The sequence below is a fragment of the Pandoraea sp. NE5 genome (assembly GCF_024363545.1).
GTDB lineage: Bacteria > Pseudomonadota > Gammaproteobacteria > Burkholderiales > Burkholderiaceae > Pandoraea > Pandoraea cepalis.
Genome location: NZ_AP025517.1, coordinates 1211641 through 1234583, shown reverse-complemented (window position 1 = coordinate 1234583; position 22943 = coordinate 1211641). Strand labels below are relative to the sequence as shown.

The window sequence follows — 22943 nt, the reverse complement described above, 5'->3', positions numbered from 1 at the left end:
GGTGACCGGCCGGACGTCACCCTCCGTGCGAACCCCCTAATTTGGCGAACGTCATGACCCATATGACCCCCTCAGAGATCGTTTCCGAACTCGACAAACACATCATCGGCCAGCACAAGGCCAAGAAGGCCGTCGCGGTGGCGTTGCGCAACCGCTGGCGCCGTCAGCAGGTGGCCGATCCCCTGCGTCAGGAAATCACGCCGAAGAACATTCTGATGATCGGTCCGACCGGTGTCGGCAAGACCGAAATCGCGCGCCGTTTGGCCAAGCTGGCCGACGCGCCATTCATCAAGGTCGAGGCGACCAAGTTCACCGAAGTCGGCTACGTGGGGCGCGACGTGGACAGCATCGTGCGCGACCTCGCGGAAATCGCGATCAAGCAGACGCGTGAAGCTGAAATGAAGAAGGTGCGCACCACGGCGGAAGATCGCGCCGAGGATCGCATTCTCGATCTGTTGCTGCCGAGCGGGCGCGAGTCGTCGCGCGACATCCGTTTCGGTTCGGCGTCGCACGAGGTCGAGGCCAGCAGCGAGGATAACGCCACGCGCCAGACGTTCCGCAAACGTCTGCGCGAAGGTCAGCTCGACGACAAGGAAGTCGAATTGGAAGTGGAAATTCCGGCGCAGGGCATGGAGATCATGGGCCCGCCGGGCATGGAAGAGATGACCGAGCAGATCAAGGGCATGTTCGCGAATCTGGGCAACCAGCGCAAGAAGCGCCAGAAGCTCAAGATCAAGGACGCGCTCAAGGTGCTGACCGACGAAGAAGCGTCGAAGATGCTCAACGACGAGGAGGTCAAGCAACTGGCCTTGCGCAACGTCGAGCAGAACGGCATCGTGTTCCTCGACGAAATCGACAAGATCGCCACGCGCAGCGAAGTGGGTGGCGGCGACGTGTCGCGTCAGGGCGTGCAGCGCGACCTGCTGCCGCTCGTGGAAGGCACGACCGTGAGCACGAAGTTCGGCATGATCAAGACGGATCACATTCTGTTCATCGCGAGCGGGGCGTTCCATCTGGCCAAGCCGAGCGATCTGATTCCGGAACTGCAGGGCCGCTTCCCGATTCGCGTCGAACTCGAATCGCTGTCGGTCCAGGATTTCGAAGCGATCCTCACGCAGACGGATGCCAGCCTCGTGAAGCAGTATCAGGCCTTGCTCGCCACGGAAGACGTGACGCTCGACTTCGCGCCGGACGGCATCAAGCGGCTCGCGGAAATCGCTTTCTCTGTGAACGAGAAGACGGAAAACATCGGGGCGCGACGTCTGTACACCGTCATCGAAAAGCTGCTCGAGGACATCTCGTACAACGCCGGCAAGCAGGCGAACGAAGTAGTGTCGATCGACGCCGGCTACGTCAATCGCTTCCTCGAGGAAGTGGCGCAGAACGAAGATCTGTCGCGCTACGTGCTGTGATGGCGTGACGTTCGCTGCAATGTGAAAAAGGCCCCTCGGGGCCTTTTTTGCGTTTGACGATTTGACGATGGGCGTTACTGCTTCACCGGACGCTTGAGCAGTTTGCGCTGCAGCGTGCGCCGATGCATGTTCAGCGCGCGTGCCGTGGCGGAGATGTTGCCGTTGTGCTCGGTGAGCACGCGTTGAATGTGCTCCCATTCGAGGCGCGCGACCGACAGCGGCGAGGGGTTTTCGATGGCTTCGTCGGCCTGGGTCTCGCTCGCATCGCTGCGCAGCGATGCGAGGATGGTGTCGGCGTTGGCCGGCTTGGCCAGGTAGTTGTCGGCGCCATCCTTGACGGCTTGCACCGCCGTCGCAATGCTCGCGTAGCCGGTGAGCACCAGCATGCGTGATTTCGGTTGCAACGCGCGCAATGGCGCGATGAGCGGCAGTCCCGAGTCGTGACCCAGATGGAGGTCGACCGAGATCAGGTCGAACTGGCGCGTGCGCGCCGCGAGCAGCGCCGCGGCACTGTCGGCGGCGATCTGCACGTCGTAGCCGCGCCGCGTCAGCGCGCGGGCGAGCGTTTCGGCGAAAACGACGTCGTCGTCGATAAGAAGGAAGTGGGAGGCGTTCATGTCTGACTCCGCGAGCCGAAGAGGAAAGTGGCCATCGGCAGGCGCAGCTCGGCGCGCGTGCCTTGCGGCGTGTTGGGGGTGAGGACGATGTCGCCGCCGAGACGCTGGGCACTGGCAAAGGCCAGATACAGGCCCATGCCTTGTCCGCCGTGCGTACTCATGACGGGTGAATTTCCCAGCCGGGTACGCAGCTCAGTGGTCATGCCGGGGCCTTCGTCGCAGACCGTGAAGCGGATGTCGTCAGGCGTGACCGCCACGTCGAGGGTGACCGACGACGGGCTGAAATACGCGGCGTTATCGAGCACGATGGTCAGGATCTGGCCAACTTGCACGGTGTCTTCGATGCGCGCGGTCAACTTCGGCGGCACGTGCATCTGGAACTGGACTTGCGGATGCCGTAAGCGCCATTGCGTGGTGAACGCCGGCAACCATTCGGCCAACGCCTGCCGCACCGGTGCCGCCGCACGCGTCTGCACGTGGCCGATGGCGCTCTTGCACAGCGCGATTTGTTGTTCAAGCGTCTGCAGATCCGGCTCGTAGGGCTTCAACGCGGCATTGCCCAGGCTCTCGCTGCGCAGTTCGCCGACGACCACGGCCATGGTCGAGAGCGGGGTGCCGAGTTCGTGTGCCACGCTCGCGGCCTGAGCGCCGAGAGCGGCCATCCGCTCGTCGCGCAGCAACCGCTGTTCAGCGCGGGCGAGTTGCGCGTCGCGCGCGCGCAAGGCCCGCGACATCCGCGAAACGAACCACGCGATCACGAGCACGCTGACCACGAAGTTGACCCACATGCCGGCCAGATGCAGGCGCAGCAGATTGCCCGGGTCTGCCAGATCGAGCGGCACGTACTGAAAGTTCAGCGCGCCATACGCGACCAGCGAGAGCAGCGCCAGTTGCGACGCGTTGCGCCATGGCAGCACGGCGGCGGCGATCGCCAGGCCCGGCAGGAAGAGGGAGACGAACGGGTTGGTCGCGCCGCCCGAGAAGAACAGCAGCGCCGTGAGCGCGGCCAGATCGACAAGCAACTGGCTCATCAGGTCCAGATCGGTGCGGCGCCGGGCGCGCTCGATACCCCGCCGCGCGCGCACCCACGTGAGGACGTTGAACAGCACTTCGAGGGCGATGATGGTGAGCATCGGCTCGAGCGGCAGTCGCACGCCGAGCCAGAGTTGCACAACGCCGATCGTCGCCAACTGGCCGACGATGGCCAGACAGCGCAACCAGAAGAGCTGAACGACGTTGGCTCGCTCGATGGGGAAATGGGTCATACGACAAGTGTACCAAGTCCGGGTCACGGGCTATCCCGCGTCGCAGGGCGCTGCGACACTCTGCCGCATGGGTGCCGATGAAGAACCGATGAGGCGCCGATGACCGGCATCACGCAACGCGTTCCCGCGGGTGGCGGGGCGCGACTACAATGAGCATCCACGTCTTGCGCGGCAGGGTGTCGCGTAACCTCTCATGCGATACAGGGCGGAAGCCTTCCGTCGACAACGATAAGGAGTTTGCATGAAGCACAAGCTATGGGCAGTTGCCGCACTGAGTTTCAGCATGGCTTCGGCCTACGCACAGGTGGGGCAGGTGACGGTGTCCGACGCGTGGGCACGCGGTACCGTGCCGGGTCAGAGTGCGACCGGCATTTTCATGACGTTGCAGGCGCCTCGGGCGACCACGCTCGTGGGCGTGAGCACCCCCGCCGCCGCAAACGCCGAAGTGCATGAAATGAAGCTCGAAGGCGCGCTCATGAAAATGCGCGCCCTGCCGAGCGGTTTGCCGCTGCCGGCCAATCAGCCCGTGCAGCTCAAGCCGGGCGGCTATCACATCATGCTCAGCGACCTGAAGACGCCGCTCAAGAAGGGCGACACCGTGCCGGTCACGTTGCGCTTCGAATCCGCCGATCACAAGATGTCCGAGCAGCAGGTTCAGATCCCTGTGCTCGACCTGACGGCGAGCGGGCCTGCGGGCACCGGCATGAGGGGTATGAGTGGTATGAGCGGTATGGCCGGTATGGCGCACGGCGCCGCCCATAGTCAATAAAGCACCGGCGGTTCAGGTCATGGCCAACAAGACGCTCGGTACCCGGCAGAAGCTGATGTTTCGCGGCGCGGCGGGTGTCGGCGGCCGGGTGGGCGCCCGTTACACGGGGGGGCGGCCTCCGTCACCGGCGCCTGGCGCGCCCGAGGTGCCGGGCCGTCGGCAGGGCTCAGTCGGGATTGGCAATGGTCGCGAGGTCGGTGGGGTTGGTGAGGTTGGCGGACGTCGCACGGGCGGCGGCGGTGCCGTTGATTCCCACACCGGCCGCAAGCAGCGCCGCGCGAAGACAGGCGGGGCATAGACAGGTGCCCCGCGGCGAAGCGAGTTGCACAACTGCAACAGCGGCGGCGTTGTCAGGGGCTGGCCTCTGGCGGGGGGGGCGCAGCGCGTAAATCGGGGGCGAAAGGGGGCGCGGTAAAAATCGGCCACTGACGGGCGTGCATGGAGAGGCCAAAGGGGAGATACGTACGCGCAGCCCTGCGCCGCTGACGGGGCGAGAATCGCCGCATTTGCGGTTGCCGCCCCGCATGTGACGAAGGGTCGCCATGGGCATCGACCGACGCAAGTCCCAGACCCTGTCGAATCCCGTCAAAGCCCCGCACGGCCGGGCGCCTTGGCTGTACAATTCGCCGTGTTTCTGGTCCACCTGCGAAAAACCTTCCCGCCATGTCCGATCTGCAACCGTCTTCCATCGACGACATCGCTCCTGCTCTCAAGGCCGAAGTTCTGGCTGAGGCGATGCCGTATATCCGCAAATATCACGGCAAGACCGTGGTGATTAAATACGGCGGCAACGCAATGACCGAAGAGCGCCTGAAGCGAGGCTTCGCGCGCGACGTCATTCTTCTCAAGCTCGTGGGCATCAACCCGGTGGTGGTGCATGGGGGCGGCCCGCAGATCGATCAGGCGCTCAAGAAGATCGGCAAGCAGGGCACGTTCGTCCAGGGCATGCGCGTGACCGACGAAGAGACGATGGAAGTGGTTGAGTGGGTGCTCGGCGGCGAAGTCCAGCAGGACATCGTCATGCTGATCAACCAGTACGGCGGCCAGGCGGTGGGTCTCACCGGCAAGGACGGCGGCCTGATCAACGCGCGCAAGATGTTGATTCCGGATCGCGAAAACGCCGGCGAGCTGCTCGACATCGGTTTCGTCGGTGAAGTCGACTCGATCAATCCGGCCGTGGTGCGTGCGCTGCAAGACGACGCTTTCATCCCGGTGATTTCGCCGATCGGCGTTGGGGAAGATGGCCAGGCGTACAACATCAACGCCGACCTCGTGGCCGGCAAGCTCGCCACGGTGTTGGGCGCCGAGAAGTTGGTGATGATGACCAACATTCCGGGCGTGATGGACAAGGACGGCAATCTGCTGACCGACCTGTCGGCGCGCGAGATCGACGACCTGTTCGCCGACGGCACGATCTCGGGCGGCATGCTGCCGAAGATCTCGTCGGCACTCGACGCTGCGAAGAGCGGCGTGAAGTCGGTGCACATCGTCGACGGCCGCATCGAGCATTCGGTGCTGCTCGAAATCCTGACGGAACAGCCATTCGGCACGATGATCCGCTCGCACTGAGTGCGACGCGTGGGGGCGGTGACGATGCCCACATCGCCCGGCCCCCCGAGTATCGAAGGCGGACCCTGCGGGGTCCGCTTTGTTTTGGTGTGACCCCTTCTTCGCGAGACCGCATGCCTACCCCCGCCTTTTTCTCCTGGAGCGGCGGCAAGGATTCCTGCCTTGCCCTGCATCACGCATTGTCTGGCGACACGCGCGGCGAGCCGCACTACGAGGTGCGTCGTCTGCTTGCGATGTTCGACGAAACGGGCGACAGCTCGCGCTCGCATGGTTTGCCGCGTGAATTGATGCAGTCGCAGGCCGAGGCACTCGGCATCCCGCTCGACGTCGGCCATGCCGGCTGGCACGAATACGAGGCGGCGTTCGTCGCCCGCTTGCTGGCGATGCGTGCCGAGGGCATCACGCACGGCTTGTTCGGCGATATCGATTTGCAGCCGCATCGCGATTGGGAAGAGAAGGTCTGCGCGGCGGCGGGCATGACCGCCGTATTGCCGCTGTGGCAACGCGAGCGCCTGACACTCGCGCACGAATTCATCTCGCTGGGCTATCGGGCGGTGATCGTCTGTGTGGACGGTCGGCACCTCGGGCCGGAATTCGTCGGCCGCGAATACGATGCCTCGCTGCTGGCGGACCTGCCGGCGCACGTCGACGCGTGCGGTGAGAACGGCGAGTTCCACACGTTCGCCTACGATGGCCCTCGCTTCACGCGCCCGGTGCCGTGGCGCATCGAGTGTGTCGAGACGATTCACGGCCCCAAAGAGTACGGCGGCACGCCGTACCACCGCGCGCAGATCGTGGCAGCGGGCGGCTGACCGGCGCCCACGGCATCAGCCGGGCGCCGTCAGCCGACGCAGTTCGTCGAGCAGCTTGGCGGCGGGGCTTGGCAAGATCCCCTGACGGCGGCGGAAGGCCGTGAGCATGCGCGTGGCGTGAACGGTCGGGATCGGCAGGGTGTCCATCACACGCGCGCGTGCTTCGACGTCATACATCGGCTCGGGCATCCACGTCAGAAAGCCGCATCGCGCGACCATGCTCTTGAGCACCGGGACGGAGCGCGTCTCCACGACAATGTTCGGCAACGCCAGCCCATGCGAGGCGAACACGCTTTCCACATGCGCGTATGGCGCGGTGCCGCGCGGCGGAATCGCCCAGCGTTCCCCGAGTGTGTCGGCCAGTGTGAGCGTGCCGCGCTGGCGCAACGGATGGTCGCACGCGGCGACCACATAACTGTCGTCCTTCCAATGGCAGTCGGAGATCGCGACGATGTCATCGGTGTCGGGGGCCACGGTCGAGAGCGCCAGATCGATCTCGTGGTGCATCAGTCCCTGGGCGAGCCGGTCCCAAACCCCTTCGATGATTTCCACGCGCAGGTTCGGCCAGCGGTCGAGCACGCGCTCGACCGCGAGCGGCAGCACATGGCTGGCGATGGCGCCGACCGCGCCGACCTTGATCGTGCCTTTCGCGAGCCCGCGCAGCGCATCGATTTCTTCACGCGCATGCTCGGCTTCGCGCTCGAGCAACATGGCGTGCGGCAGCAACGCTTGCCCGAATGCCGTCAAGGCCATCCCCTTGCTGTGACGCTCGAACAGCGGCGCGCCGAGATCGGCTTCGAGCCGTTTGATGGTACGGCTCAGCGCGGGCTGCGTGAGATGCAGCTCGGTGGCGGCGCGTCCGAGACTGCCGGTCTCGACGATGGTCGTGAAAGCGCGCAATTGCTGGAGATTGAGGCTCATGGGGGGAGGGCAGTCCAGAGGTCGGAACGAGACCGAGCGCCGCTCCGGCAACGTGGCAGCAGGGCGACGCATAAGCCATGCAAGATCGTAATGACTTCGGCACGCAAAAGCAATTCCGGTGCATATATCGACTCCCTATACTCGTCGAAACGCTCGCCGAGACCCGCACCTGATCGCGCGGCCCGAGCTACGACAACCGCCCGCCGTCACGCGTTCGCCCGTCGACGGTGGCAGGAGACGACAGCCCCCATGAAAGACAGCCGAGAACTTCGTGCCGGCCAACGCGCCGGCGACCCGCAAACCCTGACGGTTCGCGAGGTGGTCATCGATCTGATGCGCCGCCATGGCATGACAAAGGTATTCGCCAACCCCGGTTCGACTGAGCTGCCGCTGTTCCGCGACTTCCCGCCGGACTTCGAGTACGTGCTGGGCCTGCAGGAGGCCGTCGTTGTCGGCATGGCCGATGGTTATGCGCAGGCGAGCGGCAACGCGGCGTTCGTCAACCTGCACTCGGCCGCCGGTGTCGGCAACGCGATGGGCAACATCTTTACCGCCTACAGGAACCAGACGCCGCTCATCGTGACGGCCGGACAGCAGGCGCGCTCGATTCTCCCGTTCGATCCGTTCCTCGCGTCGGTGCGTGCGACCGAGTTGCCGCAACCGTACGTCAAGTTCAGTCTGGAGCCGGCGCGCGCCGAAGACGTGCCGATGGCGCTGGCCCGCGCCTATCACATCGCCATGCAGGAACCGAAGGGGCCGGTCTTCGCCTCCATTCCGGTCGATGATTGGGACCGGCCGGCCGAGGCGTTGCCACCGCGTCAGGTGAGCACGCGGGTGCAGCCCGATCCGTTCGCACTTGCCCAACTGGGGGCGGCGCTCGATGCATGCTTGCGTCCGGTGTTCGTGGTCGGCTCGTCGATTGACCGCGCGGGGGCGTTCGATGCCGTGCGCGCGTTGGCCGAGCGGCATCACGCGCGCGTCTTCACCGCACCGATGTCCGCGCGCTGCGCGTTCCCGGAAGATCACCGGCTGTTTGCCGGCTTCCTGCCGCCGATGCGCGAGAAGATCGTCGATCTGCTGGGCGGTCACGATCTGATTCTTGTGATTGGCGCCCCGGCGTTCACGTATCACGTGGAAGGGACCGGGCCGCACGTGCCCGAGGGCGCTTCGCTGTTCCAGTTGATCGAAGATCCGGGCGTGGCCGCGTGGACGCCGGTCGGCGCCTCCGTCGTCGGTAACGTGCGACTTGGCGTCGAAGCCTTGCTCGCGCGCGAGGTCCCCGGCGAGCGCGCGTTGCCGCCGCCGCGCAGCATGCCGCCGGTGGCGCTGCCGAACGCGGCAGGCGAGCGCATGTCGACGGCCTTCGCACTGCAAACGCTCGCGAGCGTTCGCGCGGCGCACGACATCGTCGTCGAGGAGGCGCCGAGCGCACGCTCTGTCATGCAGCAATACCTGCCGTTCTCGCAGCCGGGCACGTTCTACACGATGAACAGCGGCGGTCTCGGCTACTCGCTGCCCGCGGCCGTCGGGGTGGCGATGGCGCATCCCGGGCGGCGCGTCATCGGCCTGATTGGCGATGGCTCCGCGATGTACTCGATTCAAGGCTTGTGGAGCGCGGCGCAGGCCAGACTGCCAATCACGTTCGTTATCCTGAATAATCGGCGCTACGCTGCGTTGCAGGACTTCGCGCCGTCGTTCGGCTTCGGCCCCACCGATCCGGTGCAGGGGACCGATCTGCCCGATCTGGATTTCGTGCGTCTGGCCGAAGGCATGGGCGTGCGCGCGCAACGCGTCGCGCAGGGCGGCGAGTTGCACGGCGTCCTGTCGCAGGCACTCGCGAGCGGCGAGACGCGTCTTGTCGAGATCGTGGTGACGTGACGCACGGCGCGTGCCATCCCGAGACGAACTACCGAGCCAGGAGACAAAACACCATGCAAGCCCAGCAAGATCCCAAAGCGCTGACGATGTTGATCGCCGGCAAGCGCGTCGGCGCCACACACGGCGCCACGTTCGAGCGACGCAATCCGCTGGACGGCGAGGTCGCCTCGCGCGCCCCCGCCGCCACGGTCGACGACGCCCGCGCCGCGGTGCGCGCCGCGTGGGACGCGTTCCCCGCCTGGTCGAACACCGGTCCCGGCGAACGGCGCGCGCTGTTGATGAAGGCCGCCGACCGGCTCGAAGCGAAGATCGAGGCGTTTCAGGCGGCCATGGCGGCGGAAACGGGAGCGTCAGGTCTGTGGGCCGGCTTCAACGTGCATCTGGCGGCGCAGGGGCTGCGCGAAGCCGCCGCCATGACGACGCAGATCGCCGGCGAGATCATCCCCTCGGATGTGCCGGGCAGCCTCGCGATGGGCGTGCGTCAGGCCGCCGGCGTAGTGCTGGGCATCGCGCCGTGGAACGCGCCGGTGATTCTTGGCGTGCGCTCGCTCGCGCTGCCGCTCGCCTGCGGCAACACCGTCGTCTTCAAGGGCTCGGAGCTGTGCCCGGCCACGCACGGCCTGATTGCCGATGCGCTCGACGAAGCCGGTCTGCCGCCGGGCGTCGTGAACTTCATTACGAATGCACCGAAAGACGCGGGCGCCATCGTCGAAGCGCTGATCGCCGCGCCTGCGGTGCGTCGCGTGAACTTCACCGGCTCGACGCGCGTCGGCCGCATCATCGCCACGCTGTGCGCCGAGCATCTCAAGCCGGCGGTGCTGGAGCTGGGCGGCAAGGCGCCGTGTCTTGTGCTCGACGATGCCGATCTCGACGCGGCCGTCAACGGTGTCGCGTTCGGCGCGTTCGCCAACTCCGGCCAGATCTGCATGTCGACGGAGCGCATCGTGGTGGCGGAATCGATTGCCGACGCCTTCGTCGACAAGCTTGCCGCCAAGGCGCGCGCACTGCCGCTGGGCGATCCGCGCGACGGCCCGGTCGTGCTGGGCTCGGTGATCGACATGGCGACCGTCGCGCGCTGCAATGCGTTGATCGACGATGCGCTTGCCAAGGGCGCAACGCTGCTGTGCGGCGGCCGTGCCGACACCACGCTCATGCCTGCGACGTTGCTCGATCACGTCACGCCGGACATGCAGATCTACCGCGAAGAGTCGTTCGGTCCGGTCAAGGGCATTGTGCGCGTGAAGGACGACGAAGCCGCCATCGCCTGCGCCAACGACAACGCCTATGGCCTGTCGTGCGCCGTGTTCAGTCGCGACATCGCCCGCGCGATGGGCGTGGCCAAGCGCATCGAATCGGGCATCTGCCACATCAATGGCCCCACAGTGCACGACGAAGCGCAGATGCCGTTCGGCGGCGTGAAGTCGAGCGGCTGGGGACGTTTCGGCGGCAAAGCCGGCATTCACGAATTTACCGATCTGCGCTGGATGACGGTGCAGACCACCCCGCGTCATTACCCGTTCTGAGCGACGTCCAGTCGCCAGCGCACCGATGATGTCATGCAGGACCACCATACCGCCGCAGCCGGGACACCGGAACAGACGGCCGGAGGAGACAACCGTGTCACAACCGTTTGAGACTGCGCCGGCGACTGCCGGCGCCACGTCCGGCCACACCCAGGCCGGCGACGCGCACCACCCTGAAGCGAACACCGCTGGCGCGACGGCGAATTTCGGCCGCGTAGTGGCGGCTAGTTGCTTCGGTACCGCCATCGAGTGGTATGACTTTTTCGTCTACGGCTTTCTCGCGCCCATCGTGTTCGATCGGCTGTTCTTCCCGCAGCTCGACGCGATGACCGGCATGATCGCCGTATTCGCCACGTTCGCCGTAGGCTTCCTCGCGCGGCCGATCGGCGGCATTGTATTCGGACACTTCGGCGACCGCATCGGTCGCAAGTCGATCCTGCTGTTCACGCTGATTCTGATGGGCGTGGCCACCACGATGATCGGTCTGTTGCCGACCTACGACCAGGTCGGCATGTGGGCGCCGATCATGCTCGTGACGCTGCGCTTCGTGCAGGGATTTGCGCTCGGTGGCGAGTCGGTCGGCGGGTTGCTGATGACCGTCGAGGCGGCCCCCGCGCACTTACGCGGCCTGTTCGGCGGACTGATCCAGGCCGCCGGGCCGACGTCGATCGTTGGCGCGTCGCTCGCTATCGTGCTGATTACCCGCCTGCCCGAAAAGGATCTGCTCGCGTGGGGCTGGCGCGTGCCGTTTCTCGTGAGCCTGCTGCTCGTGGCGCTGGGCACCTACGTGCGCCTGAAAGTCGAGGAGTCGCCGAGCTTCAAGGCGGCGGAGCAGCATCGCGACATCGCGAAAGTGCCGGTCGTGGAAGTGCTCACGCATTACTGGCGGCCGACGCTCGTCACGTTCTTCATCTGCCTGGCCGAGACGAGCTTCTTTTACCTGGTCGCGATTTTCTCGCTGTCGTATGGCACCAAGACGCTCGGCTTGCCGCGCAGCATGATGGCTGACGGCGTGTTGTACGCGAACCTGCTCGCCATGCTGACGATCCCGACGTTCGGCATGCTCTCCGACAAGCTGGGCCGCCGTCCGATGTTCCTGTTGGGGCTGGCTGCCACGGCGATCTTCATCTATCCGTTCTTCCTGATGATGGGCAGCAAGGAGACGGCGCTGGTCGTGCTCGCCATCGTGATCGGCGCGGGCCTGATTCACCCGATGATGTTCGGTCCCGAAGGCAGCTTCTTCTCGGAACTGTTCGATACGCGCGTACGCTTCTCGGGCGTGTCGCTCGGCAAGCAGATCGGTACCGTGCTGGGGGGCGGACTCGCACCGATGATCGCGGCGAGTCTGCTTGCCTGGAGCCATGGCCACATCTGGCCGGTCATCGTCTACTTCCTCGTGCTCGCCGCGATGGCGCTGATCTCGACGTTCCTCGTCCGGGAGACGAAGGCCCGGGTGCTGTGAGGCCCACGACATAGAGACGTCGATGGCGTTCGCGACGCGGTCAGGTCATCAAGAAAAGTCAGCCCCGCTCGCGATGCGAAGCGGGGCGATTTCCTTCGGTGAGGACAAGGATGCGTTACAGATCGAGCACCAGCATGGGCGACCGGCTGCGCGAGCAGCACGGCAGGATTTGGTCGTTGGCGGCGCGCTCGTCGTCGGTCAGGTAGACATCGCGATGCTCCGGGGTGCCGTCGATCACCCGCGTGAGGCACGTGCCGCACACGCCCTGCTCGCACGACATCTGCACTTCCACGCCGTTCGCGGCGAGCGCCGCGACAATGGTCTCGCCCGCCTTCACGTCGATCACGCGACCGCTCGAATGCAGCTTGACCTGGAATGCCTTGTCGCCCGCCGTGTCCGACGGCATCGGTGCGGCGAAGTACTCGCGATGCACATTGCCTTCCGGCCACTGCGCCGCTTCTGCGCGTGCCAGCACGGCGTCGATGAATCCTGCCGGGCCGCAGACATACAGGTGCTTGCCGCCGGACGGTTGCGCAAGAATCGCGTCGAGATCGGCGCGCTCGCCTTCGCTGTCGAAGTACAGGTGCGTCTTCGCCGCGAGATCGTCGCGCGCGAAACGATCGCGAAACGCCGTGCGCGCCGGTTCACGCGTGCCGTAATGCACTTCGAACGACGCGCCGCGGGCGCACAACGCTTCGGCCATGCACAGAATCGGCGTCACGCCGATCCCTCCGGCAAGCAGGATGCTGTGCGTGGCGTGTTCCACCAACGGGAAGTGATTGCGCGGCGCGCTGATCTCCACCGTCGTGCCGGGCGTGAGCGCATGCATGGCGGTCGAACCGCCGCGCGACGCCGGGTCGCGCAGTACACCCACGCAATAGCGATGGGTCTCACCCGGCGCATTGCACAACGAGTACTGCCGCACGAGCCCGTCGGCGACATGCACGTCGATGTGTGCACCCGCGGTGAAGGCCGGCAAGGGGGTGCCGTCGACACTCACCCATTCGAATTCGCAGATGTCGGTGGCAACATCGCGCTTGCTCGCGAGCCGGACCTTCATGCCGCGTTCTCCGCGTTCCCCAGGCTGCCCACGATCCCCTTTGCGGCCCGTTCGGCCTCGATCAGCCGATCGAGCACCTTGCGCGACTGCACGCCGCCGGCGTCGATGTTGAGCTTCAGGATCTTCTTCTCCGGATACGCCGAGAGGTTGCGTTGCTGGGCTTCGAGCACTTCCTGGTCCTCGGCGAAGATACCGCCCTGGCCGCGCTTGATCGCGGCGGTCAGCTCGGCATCTTCGGGCTTGAAGTTACGCGCCATGCCCCAGAAGTACCAGATCGATTCGTCGGTCTCGGGCGTGATGAAGTCGACCACGATGCTGCCGGCCTTCTTGTCGGCCGGGGCGTCGTAACCGCCATGACCCGCGTGCGCCACACCCACTTCGATCATCACGTGACTCGGCGGCGTGAAGCGGCACACCTGCCAGCGGTCGCACGGCACCTGGTCGTCCAGGCCGTTCGCGCGCAGTGCGCTCGCCCAGAACGGCGGGGCCTTGATGTTCTCCATATGACGCGCGGTGATCACGCTATCCCCCTCGACCGTCGTCTTCGGCGGGGCTTCCTCGATCTCGTCCTGACCGATGCTCGTCGCGTGCACGTAGGTCTCGTGCGTCAGATCCATCAGGTTGTCGATCATCAGTCGATAGTCGCACTTGATGTGATACAGGCCACCGCCGTAGGCCCACTGATCGCTCACCGCCCATTCCAGGTGAGGAATCTCGTCGGGATTTGCGAGCGCGGCGTCGCCCGGCCAGACCCACACGAAGCCGTAACGCTCCACGCACGGATACGCGCGCGTTTTCGGGAAGCCGCCGACGCGCTGGCCGACCATCTTCGTGCACTTGCCGCCGCCGTCGACCGTCAGGCCGTGATAGCCGCACACGAGGTGGCCGTCCTTGACGAAGCCCAGCGACAGCGCCGCGCCGCGATGCGGACAGAAGTCTTCCAGGGCCGCGACGTTGCCGTTGGCTTCACGGAAAAACACCATCGCTTCGTTGCAGACCTTGCGGCCCAATGGCTTGTCGGCGAACTCGTCCGGCGTGCATGCGACGTACCAGGTATTTTTCAGAAACATGTTCGTTTGTCTCCTTGGCGCGCCGTCGACGGGCGCGCTCTCGTGTCGATAGAGGATGGTCGGGATGAAGTCGAGGGACGCGTGTCAGAGCAACTGCGCGCCCATGCTGTGTTCCTGGGTGACGATGTGCTCGCGGCACATGAACTCGGCACGATCGGGCTGACGGGCGGCAATCGCCTCGACAATCGCGTGATGCTGGCGATGCGCGTACGCGATGATGTCGGCGTACTGGCGTCGGTCCTTGTGTCCGAAGGCCACCGTACGCGGCGCGACGAAAGGCACCAGATTGCAGCGCGCGACGAAGCCTTCGAGCAGCGGATTCTGCGCGCCGACGACGAGCAGGTCATGAAAGCGCGCGTTGAGCGACGCGTAACCGATCTGTACTTCGGCTGTCATCGTATGGTCGGCGAGCAGGGCGTCGCCTTCGGCCAACAGGTCGCGCAACTGCTTGAGCAGCTCGGCGCTTGCGCCCTTTTCGGCCAGCAGACGTGCGGCATAACCTTCGAGCGCGCCACGCAGATGCAGCGCCTCGACACTTTCCTCACGCGTATGCGCTCGCACCGCGTAGCCGCGCTGACCGGCACGCACGACCAGCCCTTCCTCGGCAAGCACCGGCAATGCCTGCCGCACCGGCATGCGCGAGACACCGAGTTGCTCCGCGAGCTTGGCTTCGGCCAGACGCTCGCCCGGCGCAAGTTCACCCTTGAGAATCATCTCGCGCAACTGAACCGTGGTGGGCGTGGGATGCAGCATGCGTCTCCTTTCGATGGCGGGAATTCGTGCCGGTCATTCTGGAGGCTTCCAGGCCCGGCTTTTTTATTATGGGATCCCATAATAAGACATTGCATCAGTAAATACCCTGCTTTATGTGCATATGGGATCCCGTATAGACTCGCCGCAGCATAACGGTGGGGGATCGCATGGCATCGCCCACGCATGACAAGACAAAGGACGGAGACTTCACGTGGCAAAGATCATTGGGGGGATCGGTACGTCGCATGTGCCGACCATCGGCGTGGCGTACGACAAGGGCAAGCAGCAGGATCCCGCGTGGGCGCCGCTGTTCCAGGGCTACGAGCCCGTGGCGAAGTGGCTGGCGGAGAAGCAGGCCGATGTGCTGGTGTTCTTCTACAACGATCACGCGACCACGTTTTTCTTCGACATGTATCCGACGTTCGCGCTCGGCGTGGGCGACTCGTTCCCGATCGCCGACGAAGGGGCCGGGCTGCGTCCGTTGCCGCCGATTCGGGGCGACGTCGCGCTGCAGGCACACATTGCCGAGTCGCTCGTGAACGACGAATTCGACATCACCGTATTTCAGGACAAGCCCATCGATCACGGCTGCGCGTCGCCGCTGCCGCTGCTGTGGCCGCACAAGCCGGACTGGCCGGGTACGGTCGTGCCGATCGCCATCAACGTTTTGCAATACCCATTGCCGACGGGGCGCCGCTGCTATCGCCTCGGTCAGGCCGTGCGCCGCGCCATCGAGTCGTATCCGGAAGATCTGCGCGTGGTGGTGGTGGGCACGGGCGGTCTCTCGCACCAGATCCACGGCGAGCGCGCGGGCTACAACGACGAAGCGTGGGATCGCGAATTCCTGTCGTTGCTCGAACATCAGCCCGAGACGCTGACCGAACTCAGGCATGTGGATTACGTCGAGCGCGGCGGTGCCGAGAGCGTGGAGCAAATCATGTGGCTGTCGATGCGCGGTGCGCTGGGCCCGCGCATCAAGCGTCTGCATCTGAACTACTACCTGGCGACGACGACGGCCATGACCGTCGCGCTCTACGAGGAGGACGCCGCATGAACCCGCAGCTCGAAGGCATCGAGGCGATCACCGGCACGTACGCGTTCGACTTGCGCGTGAGCCATCGCACGCTCAAGCTCAATCGCTTCTTCTGGCACATGATTCGCGCCGACAATCGGGAGTCGTTTCTCGGCGACCCCGTTGCTGCGATGACCGCCGCCGGTCTGACCGCCGACGAACAGGCGATGGTGCAAGCGCAGGACTGGCTTGGACTCGTGCGTCACGGCGTGAATTTCTTCGTGCTCGAAAAATTCGCTCGCGTGGTGCGCAAGACGAACCTCGAAGTCTATGCGCTCATGCGCGGCGAGACGCTCGACGAGTTCATGGCCACGCGCCGCGTGCCGACCCTGCGCTGAACCCGGCGACGCACCGCGCATGTCCATCGACACGTCGATCAGCCTGACCACGCCGTTGGCCGCCCCTCAACTCGCCTGTCACGAGCGCGGCACATGGAGCCGTGCGCCACAGAGCAACGAGGCGACGCTCCTGTGCCGAAAATTGCGCGGCCTGCGCGCGATGGTCGCCGTGCTGGAATGCGATTCGGTAGCGCGTGCGGCGCGCATGCTGCATCTCTCACAGTCGGCCGTTGCACGCTCGATCTCCGATATCGAGGCGGAGCTGGGCTTTCCGTTGTTTCACCGCAGCGCGCGCGGCCTGACGCCGAACGCGGCCGGTCAGCGCCTGGGTGTGCGCGCCACGCGCGCACTCGCGGAGTTGGCCAACGGGTATCGCGACGCGTTTGCCGCCACGGCGTCGCAGGCCGACGGCGGTGCGCGGGCCGCAAGTCGCTTCGCGGCGGTTGTCGCTCCCCAGCAACTCACCAGCTTCATCGCGGTCGCGGAGCTGGGTAGCGGGCCGCTCGCGGCGAGCCGCCTGCAATGCTCTCAACCGACCATCCAGCGCAATCTCGATCAGCTCGAAGATCTGATCGGTATCAAGCTGTTTCGACGCACGCCGCGCGGCACGCGTCTGACGGACGAGGCGCAGGCGTTGCTCGGCCCGGTCAAGCGCGCGCTGGCCGAGCTGGCGATCGCCGAAGACGAACTCGCGCCATTCGGGGGGCGTCAGCAAGGCACCGTGATCGTGGCCGCGTTGCCGCTGTCCAGTGGCTTTCTGCTGCCCAAAGCCATCGACAGTCTGCTGTACCAGTCGCCGTATCTGAATGTGACAGTGGTGGACGGCACCTACGAAGCCCTGATTCGCCAGTTGCGACAGGCCGACGTCGACATGATCGTCGGCGCCTTGCGAGCGAGCGACGTGCCGCAGGACATTCGCCAGGAGGCGCTGTTCGAGGATCACCTGTCGGTGGTCGCCCGTGCCGACCATCCCTGCCTGTCGTCGGGCCGCACGCCCACGCTCGCGGAACTGGCCGAGTACGGCTGGGTGAGCCCGCTGCCCTCCACGCCCGCGCGCCGGGTATTCGAGCGCGTGTTTCATGCGGAGGGTCTGGCATTGCCGCGTACGCAGGTGCACGCGAGCAGTTCACCGGTGGTACGCGGGTTATTGTCATCGAGCGACCGGCTTGCGTTGCTCTCGCCGGTGCAGATCACGTCGGAGTTGCGCACCGGCGAGCTGGCCGTTGTACCGGTGCCGTTGCAGCATGCACGTCGTGCGATCGGTGTCGCCACGCGGCGCGACGGCTTGCTGTCCCCGGCCGCTGAGCAATTGCTCGACGAGCTGCGCGCGCTGGCCCCGACAATGCAGCATCCGACGTAAGACGCGTGACAGGCTCGCGATACGGTTCGCGAGCGCGGCGAAATTCGCTGATTTCGCCATGGCTTGCATGTGTCGACGCGTTCTCTTCCTTCCGAGTCATTCGACTTGAAATGTGCCGTGACGCCTTCCCGCCGCGCCTTTTGCGGCGGGCGTTCCACCATGGGAACGCAAAACGTCTCGCACTGCGAAATCTCGCTCGCGAAATGCGTCCCGTCACGTAAGGGAAATCTCGGGGATATACGAAAAACGCGACGCTCGACGCGGGAGTTTCATTCGACGCGCCGCGCTCGGCTGCCTAAGCTGTTTCCCATACCTTGAAAAGGCCCGCCCCCCGGCGTGCCACATCGAAAAAGCGGAGCGGCGCTCGACGCCGACGAGGAGACGACATCATGATGAAGCGCCATCTGTGGCTTGCTGTAGCACTTGCGAGTGTTTGCCAATTCACCGCTGTCTCGGCGCATGCCGAGGAAATCAAGGTCGGCATGCTGGGGCTGTTCTCAGGCTCGGCGTCCTGGTGGGGCACGGAGTATCGTCGCGGCGTCAACCTGTGGCTCGAGCAGCACAAGAGCAAAGTGGGCGACGACACGCTCGTGATCCTTGAGCGTGACGAAGGCGGCGTCAACCCGCAACGCACGCGTCAGCTGGCGCAGGAGCTGGTGGTGCGCGATCAGGTGCAGTACCTGTTCGGCGGTTCGTTCACGCCGAACGTGCTGGCCATGGCCGATGTGGCGACGCAGACCAAGACGCCGCTCGTCATTGGCAATTCGGGCACGTCCAGTGTGACGCTCAAGTCGCCGTATTTCGTGCGTACGGGCTTCACGCAGTGGGCCGTGAGCGTGCCGCTCGTAGAGTACGCCGCCAGCAAGGGCGTGAAGAACGCGGCCATCGTGGTGGCCGACTTCGCGCCAGGCTACGACGCGATCGACGCCTACAGCGAGACGTTCAAGAAGGCGGGCGGCAAGATTGCCACCGAAGTGAAGGTGCCGCTCGGCACGACCGATTTTTCGAGTTATCTGCAACGTGTTCGCGATGCCAAGCCGGATGCCCTCTTCCTGTTCATGCCGGTGGGGCCGATGTCAGCCGGCTTCGTCAAGGCGTTCAAGGAGCGCGAACTCGACAAAGCGGGTATCCAGCTCTTCGCAACGACGGAGACGATGGAGTCCGATTTGCCGGCCATCGGCGACAGCGCAATCGGCACGATTACCGCCCTGCATTATTCGCCGTACCTGACGTCGCCGGAAAACACCTCATTCGTGAAGGCCTACAAGGCGAAGTACGGTCCGGGGGCGCTGCCGTCGATTGCCTCGGTGTCGGCCTACGACTCGATGACCGTCATCGCACAGATGATCAAGGCCACAAAGGGCAAGAAGGATGGCGACAAGGCGATCGCCGCCGTGAAGGGTTTCGCCTGGACGAGCGCCCGGGGTCCGGTGTCGATCGATCCGAAGACGCGTGAGATCGTGCAGAACGTGTATATCCGCCGGGTGGAGAACATCGACGGAAAGCTGGGCAACAAGCCCATCGAGACCTTCAAGTCGGTGGTCGAGCCGTGGCATGTGAGCCACCCCCAAGTGGCCGCCAAGTAACGCAGGCGTTGTCGCTCAGTTCGTTCGGTAATTCGTCATGACGCAATCGCTTGCCACTTTCCTGTCGTTGTCGATCGACGGTGTGGCCTACGGGATGTTGCTGTTCCTCATCTCCGTGGGTCTCACGGTCACGTTGGGCGTAATGCGCGTGGTCAATCTCGCGCACTCCGCCTTCGCCATGATCGGCGGATATTTCACCTTGTGGGCCATGCAGCGTGCCGGGCTCGATTTCTTCGCCGCGTTGCTCGTCGGTGTGGCGGGCACCATGGTGCTCGGTGCTGTGCTCGAACGCACGTTGTATCGCTGGGTCTACACGGCCAACGGTCTGGGGCAATTGCTCATGACGATCGGGCTCGCGTTCATCATCTGCGCGCTGGCCAAGCATCTCGCCGGGACCGAGCTGCAGTCGATTCCCATTCCCGAGGCACTGCGCGGCACATGGGACTTCGGTGCATTCTCCGTGTCCGTCTATCGCATCTTCGCCCTGGTCTGCAGCGCGGTCGTGGCCCTCGGCATCTGGTGGGGGCTGGAGCGCACGCCGTTCGGCGCGAAGCTGCGCGCGGCCGTGGACAACCCGCGCATGGCGCGCTGCGTTGGCATCGACGTGCCGCTCGTGTTCTCGATCACATTTGCCATCGGATGCGGGCTGTCCGGACTAGGCGGCGCGCTGTCGAGCCAGATCCTGCCGCTTGAGCCTTATTACGGTCTGAAGTATCTGGTGCTCGTGCTGATCGTGGTGGCGGCCGGTGGTCTCGGCAGTCTGCGCGGCTCGCTCTATGCAGGCCTGCTGCTCGGCCTGATCGACACGCTGGGGCGCTATTACGTGCCAGCGCTCGGCGCTTTCATGATTTACCTGGCCGTGCTGGCCATTCTGCTGATCCGCCCGCAAGGGTTGGTCGGCCGCGCCTGAGCGGAGGGTCATGATGTCTCATACGAATCCGCTGCCGTCGGCCGCAGGCACGACGCACGTTGTCCCCGCGCTGCGACGCAAACGTCTCGGTGCACTCGATGCGGTGTTGCTTCTCGCTGCCGTTGCCACTTACTTCTTCGCCGATCTGTATCTCGCGCTCGCCACGAGCGTGCTGATCATGATCATCTTTGCGCTCTCGCTTGATCTCGTGCAGGGCTATTGCGGCATCGAGACACTCGGGCACGCGGCATTCTTCGGCAGCGGTGCCTACGCGGCCGGTCTCTTCGCGCTGCACGTCTCGCCCGACCCGCTGCTCGGGCTGGTCGCGGGTGCCGTGGTAGCGGCGCTGGTGGGGCTCGTCACCGGCGTCGTCGTGCTACGGGTAAGTGGGCTCACGCAGATCATGCTCACGCTCGTGTGCGCCACGCTGCTCTATGAGGCCGGCAACGTCGCGAAGTCGATCACGATGGGCGACGACGGCCTGACCGGCTACACCATCGCGCCGGTGCTGGGCAAGTTCGAGTTCGATATCTATGGACATACGGCGTATCTCTACGCACTCGCGGTGCTGCTCGTCGTGTATTTGTTCACGCAATTCCTCGTGAACTCGCCGTTCGGTCTGACCGTGAAGGGCATTCGCGAGAACGCCACGCGTATGTCGCTGCTCGGTGTGCGCGTCGGCTTGCGGCGCCTGATGCTTTACACCCTCGCCGCCGCCCTGGCCGGCGTCGCGGGCGCGCTCTCGGCACAGGTCAATAATATCGTCGCCCTCGACACACTGTCGTTTACGCTGTCGGCCAACGTGCTCGTGATGCTCGCCCTGGGCGGCACCGGACGCCTCTATGGCGCGGCCCTCGGTGCCATCGTCTTCATGGTGTTGTCCGATCGCATCGCTGCCATCGACCCGACGAACTGGCTCGCCGCCCTCGGCGTGTTGCTCATTGTCGTGGTGCGCTTCGCGCCCGACGGCCTGATCGGACTGGTGGATCGCTTTGCCGCTCGCGTCTCCCGTGCGCGGCGTCGCGACCCGCGCGCGATCGTGACGGACACCATCGGCAACACCCAGGCAACGACCACGGACAAGGAGGTGACACCGTGAGCGCTGCACTCGACATTCAGGGGCTGTCCAAGCGTTTCGGCCAGCTCGACGTCACACGCAACGTCAGCCTGTCGCTGCCCGTGGGCGCGCGACACGCGCTGATCGGCCCGAACGGCGCCGGCAAGAGCACGTTGATGAATCTGCTCACGGGCGTGCTCAAACCGAACGCGGGCGTGGTGCGCGTGGGGGGCACCGACGTGACATCGATGCCGTCGCACAAGCGCGTGAAGCTCGGTCTGGCGCGCACGTTCCAGCTCAACACGCTATTCGACACACTCACCGTGGCCGAGAACGTTGCGCTCGCCCTCTCGGCGCGCAGCGGCCTCGACGGTCGCGTCGGCAAGCCGATGGCCAGCCGTCCGGCAGTCGTGGAGGAAGCGGCGGAGCGTTTGCGCGCGCTCGGCATGCTCGATCTCGCGGGCAGGCGCATCGACGAGTTGGCCTACGGCCAACGTCGTCAGGTCGAAATCGCGCTCGGTCTGGCGCTCGATCCCAAGGTGCTGCTGCTCGACGAACCCGTGGCCGGGGTGCCGTCAGGGCAGGGCCGCAAGCTGTTCGAATTGCTGGAGCGTTTGCCCGAAGACGTGGCGGTGATGGTCATCGAACACGACATGGATCTGGTCTTCCGGTTCGCGCGCCGCATCACGGTGCTGGTCGAAGGCGCGGTGCTGATGGAAGGCGAGAAGGACGACGTGCGCCGCGATCCGCGCGTGCGCGACATTTATCTGGGGCGTCGCCATCATGACTGACATCGTGCTCGAAGCCGGCGGGCTCAGCGCCGGGTACGGCGAGACCATTGTGCTCGAAGACGTGAGCCTGCGTCTGGCGTCGGGAGAAGCGCTCGCCATTCTCGGTCGCAACGGCGTGGGCAAGAGCACGCTGCTACTCAGCCTGCTGGGACTGACCACGCGCCACGGCGGCGTGGTGCGTTATCGCCATGACGATATCTCGTCGTGGCCGGCGTACAAGCGAGCGCGCGCCGGGTTGGCGCTGGTGCCGCAGGAACGCGAGATCTTCAAGTCGCTCACCGTCGAAGAAAACCTGCAGGTGTCCGCGATGGGGCCGGCCGACGGCGCCTGGACGCTCGATCGCGTGTACGACCTGTTCCCACGCCTGCACCAGCGGCGCCGCAACCTGGGCAACCAACTCTCGGGCGGCGAGCAGCAGATGCTGGCCATCGGCCGTGCGTTGATCGGCAATCCGCGCGTGCTGCTGTTCGACGAGCCATTCGAAGGGCTCGCACCGGTGATCGTCGATCAACTGGTCGATGCGTTCTGGAAGCTGCGCGCGGACGGCGGCATGGGCGTGGTGCTCGTGGAGCAGCACGCGGAACTGGGATTGGAGCTGACGGACCGCGCACTGGTGCTCGACCGGGGCCGCGAGGTCTGGGCGGGACGCAGCAGCGAACTGGCCGCATCGCCGGAACTGCTCGGCACGCTGGTCGGCTTGGAAAGTGCCTGAACGGGC

General features: G+C 65.3%; 21 protein-coding genes. 15 read left to right on the top strand and 6 right to left on the bottom strand.

The genetic code is table 11. The features are described 5' to 3' along the window. Positions 1-53: 53 nt before the first annotated feature. Positions 54-1412: an ATP-dependent protease ATPase subunit HslU gene (gene hslU / locus PanNE5_RS05795; protein WP_017235116.1), complete on the top strand. Its 1359-nt coding sequence runs from the start codon at positions 54-56 to the stop codon at positions 1410-1412. A 74-nt stretch (positions 1413-1486) separates the two neighbouring features. Here hslU and PanNE5_RS05790 read toward each other — a convergent pair whose 3' ends face one another. Together PanNE5_RS05790 and PanNE5_RS05785 are read right to left on the bottom strand one after the other, a co-directional pair. Next, positions 1487-2029 (bottom strand): response regulator transcription factor, encoded by a 543-nt coding sequence (locus PanNE5_RS05790; RefSeq protein ID WP_017235115.1) that lies wholly within the window; start codon positions 2027-2029, stop codon positions 1487-1489. After that, entirely contained in the window at positions 2026-3294 is a 1269-nt protein-coding gene (locus PanNE5_RS05785) for an ATP-binding protein (protein WP_150562088.1), read from the bottom strand. The genes PanNE5_RS05790 and PanNE5_RS05785 overlap by 4 nt, the downstream gene beginning before the upstream one ends. A 241-nt stretch (positions 3295-3535) precedes the next feature. On the opposite strand from PanNE5_RS05785, the gene PanNE5_RS05780 reads away from it, so the two are divergent. The 3 genes from PanNE5_RS05780 (at position 3536) to PanNE5_RS05770 (ending at position 6444) form a co-directional block, all read left to right on the top strand. After that, positions 3536-4063, top strand: a complete 528-nt coding sequence (locus PanNE5_RS05780; RefSeq protein WP_261939398.1) for a copper chaperone PCu(A)C — start codon at positions 3536-3538, stop codon at positions 4061-4063. A 663-nt stretch (positions 4064-4726) separates the two neighbouring features. After that, entirely contained in the window at positions 4727-5632 is a 906-nt protein-coding gene (gene argB, locus PanNE5_RS05775) for an acetylglutamate kinase (RefSeq protein WP_150562090.1), read from the top strand. Positions 5633-5745: 113 nt separating this feature from the next. Next, positions 5746-6444, top strand: coding sequence for a diphthine--ammonia ligase (locus tag PanNE5_RS05770; RefSeq protein ID WP_261939397.1), 699 nt, complete (start codon positions 5746-5748; stop codon positions 6442-6444). Positions 6445-6459: 15 nt separating this feature from the next. Here the strand turns inward: PanNE5_RS05770 and PanNE5_RS05765 are convergent, their stop codons facing one another. Then, positions 6460-7365 carry a LysR family transcriptional regulator gene (locus PanNE5_RS05765; RefSeq protein WP_261939396.1) on the bottom strand — a complete coding sequence of 302 codons (906 nt, stop codon included), beginning with the start codon at positions 7363-7365 and terminating at the stop codon, positions 6460-6462. Between the two features lie 249 nt (positions 7366-7614). Between PanNE5_RS05765 and mdlC the strand changes: the two genes are divergently transcribed. The 3 genes from mdlC to PanNE5_RS05750 all read left to right on the top strand — a co-directional run bounded on the left by mdlC (position 7615) and on the right by PanNE5_RS05750 (position 12228). Beyond that, positions 7615-9243: a benzoylformate decarboxylase gene (mdlC, locus tag PanNE5_RS05760; RefSeq protein WP_261939395.1), complete on the top strand. Its 1629-nt coding sequence runs from the start codon at positions 7615-7617 to the stop codon at positions 9241-9243. Positions 9244-9296: 53 nt separating this feature from the next. Continuing rightward, a complete protein-coding gene (locus PanNE5_RS05755; protein ID WP_261939394.1) occupies positions 9297-10766 on the top strand; it encodes an aldehyde dehydrogenase in 1470 nt (489 codons plus the stop codon). Positions 10767-10860: 94 nt separating this feature from the next. After that, positions 10861-12228: an MFS transporter gene (locus tag PanNE5_RS05750; protein WP_261939393.1), complete on the top strand. Its 1368-nt coding sequence runs from the start codon at positions 10861-10863 to the stop codon at positions 12226-12228. A 115-nt stretch (positions 12229-12343) separates the two neighbouring features. On the opposite strand, the gene PanNE5_RS05745 is transcribed toward PanNE5_RS05750, so the two are convergent. The 3 genes from PanNE5_RS05745 to PanNE5_RS05735 form a co-directional block, all read right to left on the bottom strand. Further along, a complete protein-coding gene (locus PanNE5_RS05745) occupies positions 12344-13288 on the bottom strand; it encodes a PDR/VanB family oxidoreductase (protein ID WP_261939392.1) in 945 nt (314 codons plus the stop codon). Next, positions 13285-14358 carry an aromatic ring-hydroxylating oxygenase subunit alpha gene (locus PanNE5_RS05740; RefSeq protein ID WP_150562096.1) on the bottom strand — a complete coding sequence of 358 codons (1074 nt, stop codon included), beginning with the start codon at positions 14356-14358 and terminating at the stop codon, positions 13285-13287. Before PanNE5_RS05740 ends, PanNE5_RS05745 begins: the two co-directional genes overlap by 4 nt. A gap of 84 nt (positions 14359-14442) precedes the next feature. Next, on the bottom strand, positions 14443-15111 hold the full coding sequence (locus PanNE5_RS05735; RefSeq protein ID WP_017233983.1) for a GntR family transcriptional regulator: 669 nt from the start codon (positions 15109-15111) through the stop codon (positions 14443-14445). A gap of 211 nt (positions 15112-15322) precedes the next feature. Here PanNE5_RS05735 and PanNE5_RS05730 point away from each other — a divergent pair, with 211 nt between their 5' ends. The 8 genes from PanNE5_RS05730 to PanNE5_RS05695 all read left to right on the top strand — a co-directional run bounded on the left by PanNE5_RS05730 (position 15323) and on the right by PanNE5_RS05695 (position 22937). Then, entirely contained in the window at positions 15323-16165 is an 843-nt protein-coding gene (locus PanNE5_RS05730) for a gallate dioxygenase (RefSeq protein ID WP_017233984.1), read from the top strand. Continuing rightward, a complete protein-coding gene (locus tag PanNE5_RS05725) occupies positions 16162-16521 on the top strand; it encodes a hypothetical protein (protein WP_017233985.1) in 360 nt (119 codons plus the stop codon). Before PanNE5_RS05730 ends, PanNE5_RS05725 begins: the two co-directional genes overlap by 4 nt. 19 nt (positions 16522-16540) lie before the next feature. Continuing rightward, positions 16541-17881 carry a LysR family transcriptional regulator gene (locus tag PanNE5_RS05720; RefSeq protein WP_150562099.1) on the top strand — a complete coding sequence of 447 codons (1341 nt, stop codon included), beginning with the start codon at positions 16541-16543 and terminating at the stop codon, positions 17879-17881. A 389-nt stretch (positions 17882-18270) separates the two neighbouring features. Next, positions 18271-19467 carry an ABC transporter substrate-binding protein gene (locus tag PanNE5_RS05715; protein ID WP_261939391.1) on the top strand — a complete coding sequence of 399 codons (1197 nt, stop codon included), beginning with the start codon at positions 18271-18273 and terminating at the stop codon, positions 19465-19467. Positions 19468-19504: 37 nt separating this feature from the next. After that, positions 19505-20377, top strand: a complete 873-nt coding sequence (locus PanNE5_RS05710; RefSeq protein WP_017233988.1) for a branched-chain amino acid ABC transporter permease — start codon at positions 19505-19507, stop codon at positions 20375-20377. A gap of 10 nt (positions 20378-20387) precedes the next feature. Then, entirely contained in the window at positions 20388-21476 is a 1089-nt protein-coding gene (locus tag PanNE5_RS05705; RefSeq protein ID WP_261939390.1) for a branched-chain amino acid ABC transporter permease, read from the top strand. Then, positions 21473-22225: an ABC transporter ATP-binding protein gene (locus PanNE5_RS05700; RefSeq protein ID WP_017233990.1), complete on the top strand. Its 753-nt coding sequence runs from the start codon at positions 21473-21475 to the stop codon at positions 22223-22225. Before PanNE5_RS05705 ends, PanNE5_RS05700 begins: the two co-directional genes overlap by 4 nt. After that, complete coding sequence (locus PanNE5_RS05695; protein ID WP_261939389.1) at positions 22218-22937, top strand: ABC transporter ATP-binding protein; 720 nt, start codon at positions 22218-22220, stop codon at positions 22935-22937. The genes PanNE5_RS05700 and PanNE5_RS05695 overlap by 8 nt, the downstream gene beginning before the upstream one ends. The last annotated feature ends 6 nt before the right edge of the window (positions 22938-22943 follow it).

Coding starts and splice junctions, on each gene's coding strand:
- PanNE5_RS05780 (WP_261939398.1), top strand. CDS start 3,536: ATGAAGCACAAGCTATGGGCAGTTGCCGCACTGAGTTTCAGCATGGCT.
- PanNE5_RS05735 (WP_017233983.1), bottom strand. CDS start 15,111: ATGCTGCATCCCACGCCCACCACGGTTCAGTTGCGCGAGATGATTCTC.
- PanNE5_RS05785 (WP_150562088.1), bottom strand. CDS start 3,294: ATGACCCATTTCCCCATCGAGCGAGCCAACGTCGTTCAGCTCTTCTGG.
- PanNE5_RS05720 (WP_150562099.1), top strand. CDS start 16,541: ATGTCCATCGACACGTCGATCAGCCTGACCACGCCGTTGGCCGCCCCT.
- PanNE5_RS05725 (WP_017233985.1), top strand. CDS start 16,162: ATGAACCCGCAGCTCGAAGGCATCGAGGCGATCACCGGCACGTACGCG.
- PanNE5_RS05790 (WP_017235115.1), bottom strand. CDS start 2,029: ATGAACGCCTCCCACTTCCTTCTTATCGACGACGACGTCGTTTTCGCC.
- PanNE5_RS05710 (WP_017233988.1), top strand. CDS start 19,505: ATGACGCAATCGCTTGCCACTTTCCTGTCGTTGTCGATCGACGGTGTG.
- PanNE5_RS05755 (WP_261939394.1), top strand. CDS start 9,297: ATGCAAGCCCAGCAAGATCCCAAAGCGCTGACGATGTTGATCGCCGGC.
- hslU (WP_017235116.1), top strand. CDS start 54: ATGACCCATATGACCCCCTCAGAGATCGTTTCCGAACTCGACAAACAC.
- mdlC (WP_261939395.1), top strand. CDS start 7,615: ATGAAAGACAGCCGAGAACTTCGTGCCGGCCAACGCGCCGGCGACCCG.
- PanNE5_RS05745 (WP_261939392.1), bottom strand. CDS start 13,288: ATGAAGGTCCGGCTCGCGAGCAAGCGCGATGTTGCCACCGACATCTGC.
- PanNE5_RS05715 (WP_261939391.1), top strand. CDS start 18,271: ATGATGAAGCGCCATCTGTGGCTTGCTGTAGCACTTGCGAGTGTTTGC.
- argB (WP_150562090.1), top strand. CDS start 4,727: ATGTCCGATCTGCAACCGTCTTCCATCGACGACATCGCTCCTGCTCTC.
- PanNE5_RS05740 (WP_150562096.1), bottom strand. CDS start 14,358: ATGTTTCTGAAAAATACCTGGTACGTCGCATGCACGCCGGACGAGTTC.
- PanNE5_RS05770 (WP_261939397.1), top strand. CDS start 5,746: ATGCCTACCCCCGCCTTTTTCTCCTGGAGCGGCGGCAAGGATTCCTGC.
- PanNE5_RS05695 (WP_261939389.1), top strand. CDS start 22,218: ATGACTGACATCGTGCTCGAAGCCGGCGGGCTCAGCGCCGGGTACGGC.
- PanNE5_RS05705 (WP_261939390.1), top strand. CDS start 20,388: ATGATGTCTCATACGAATCCGCTGCCGTCGGCCGCAGGCACGACGCAC.
- PanNE5_RS05765 (WP_261939396.1), bottom strand. CDS start 7,365: ATGAGCCTCAATCTCCAGCAATTGCGCGCTTTCACGACCATCGTCGAG.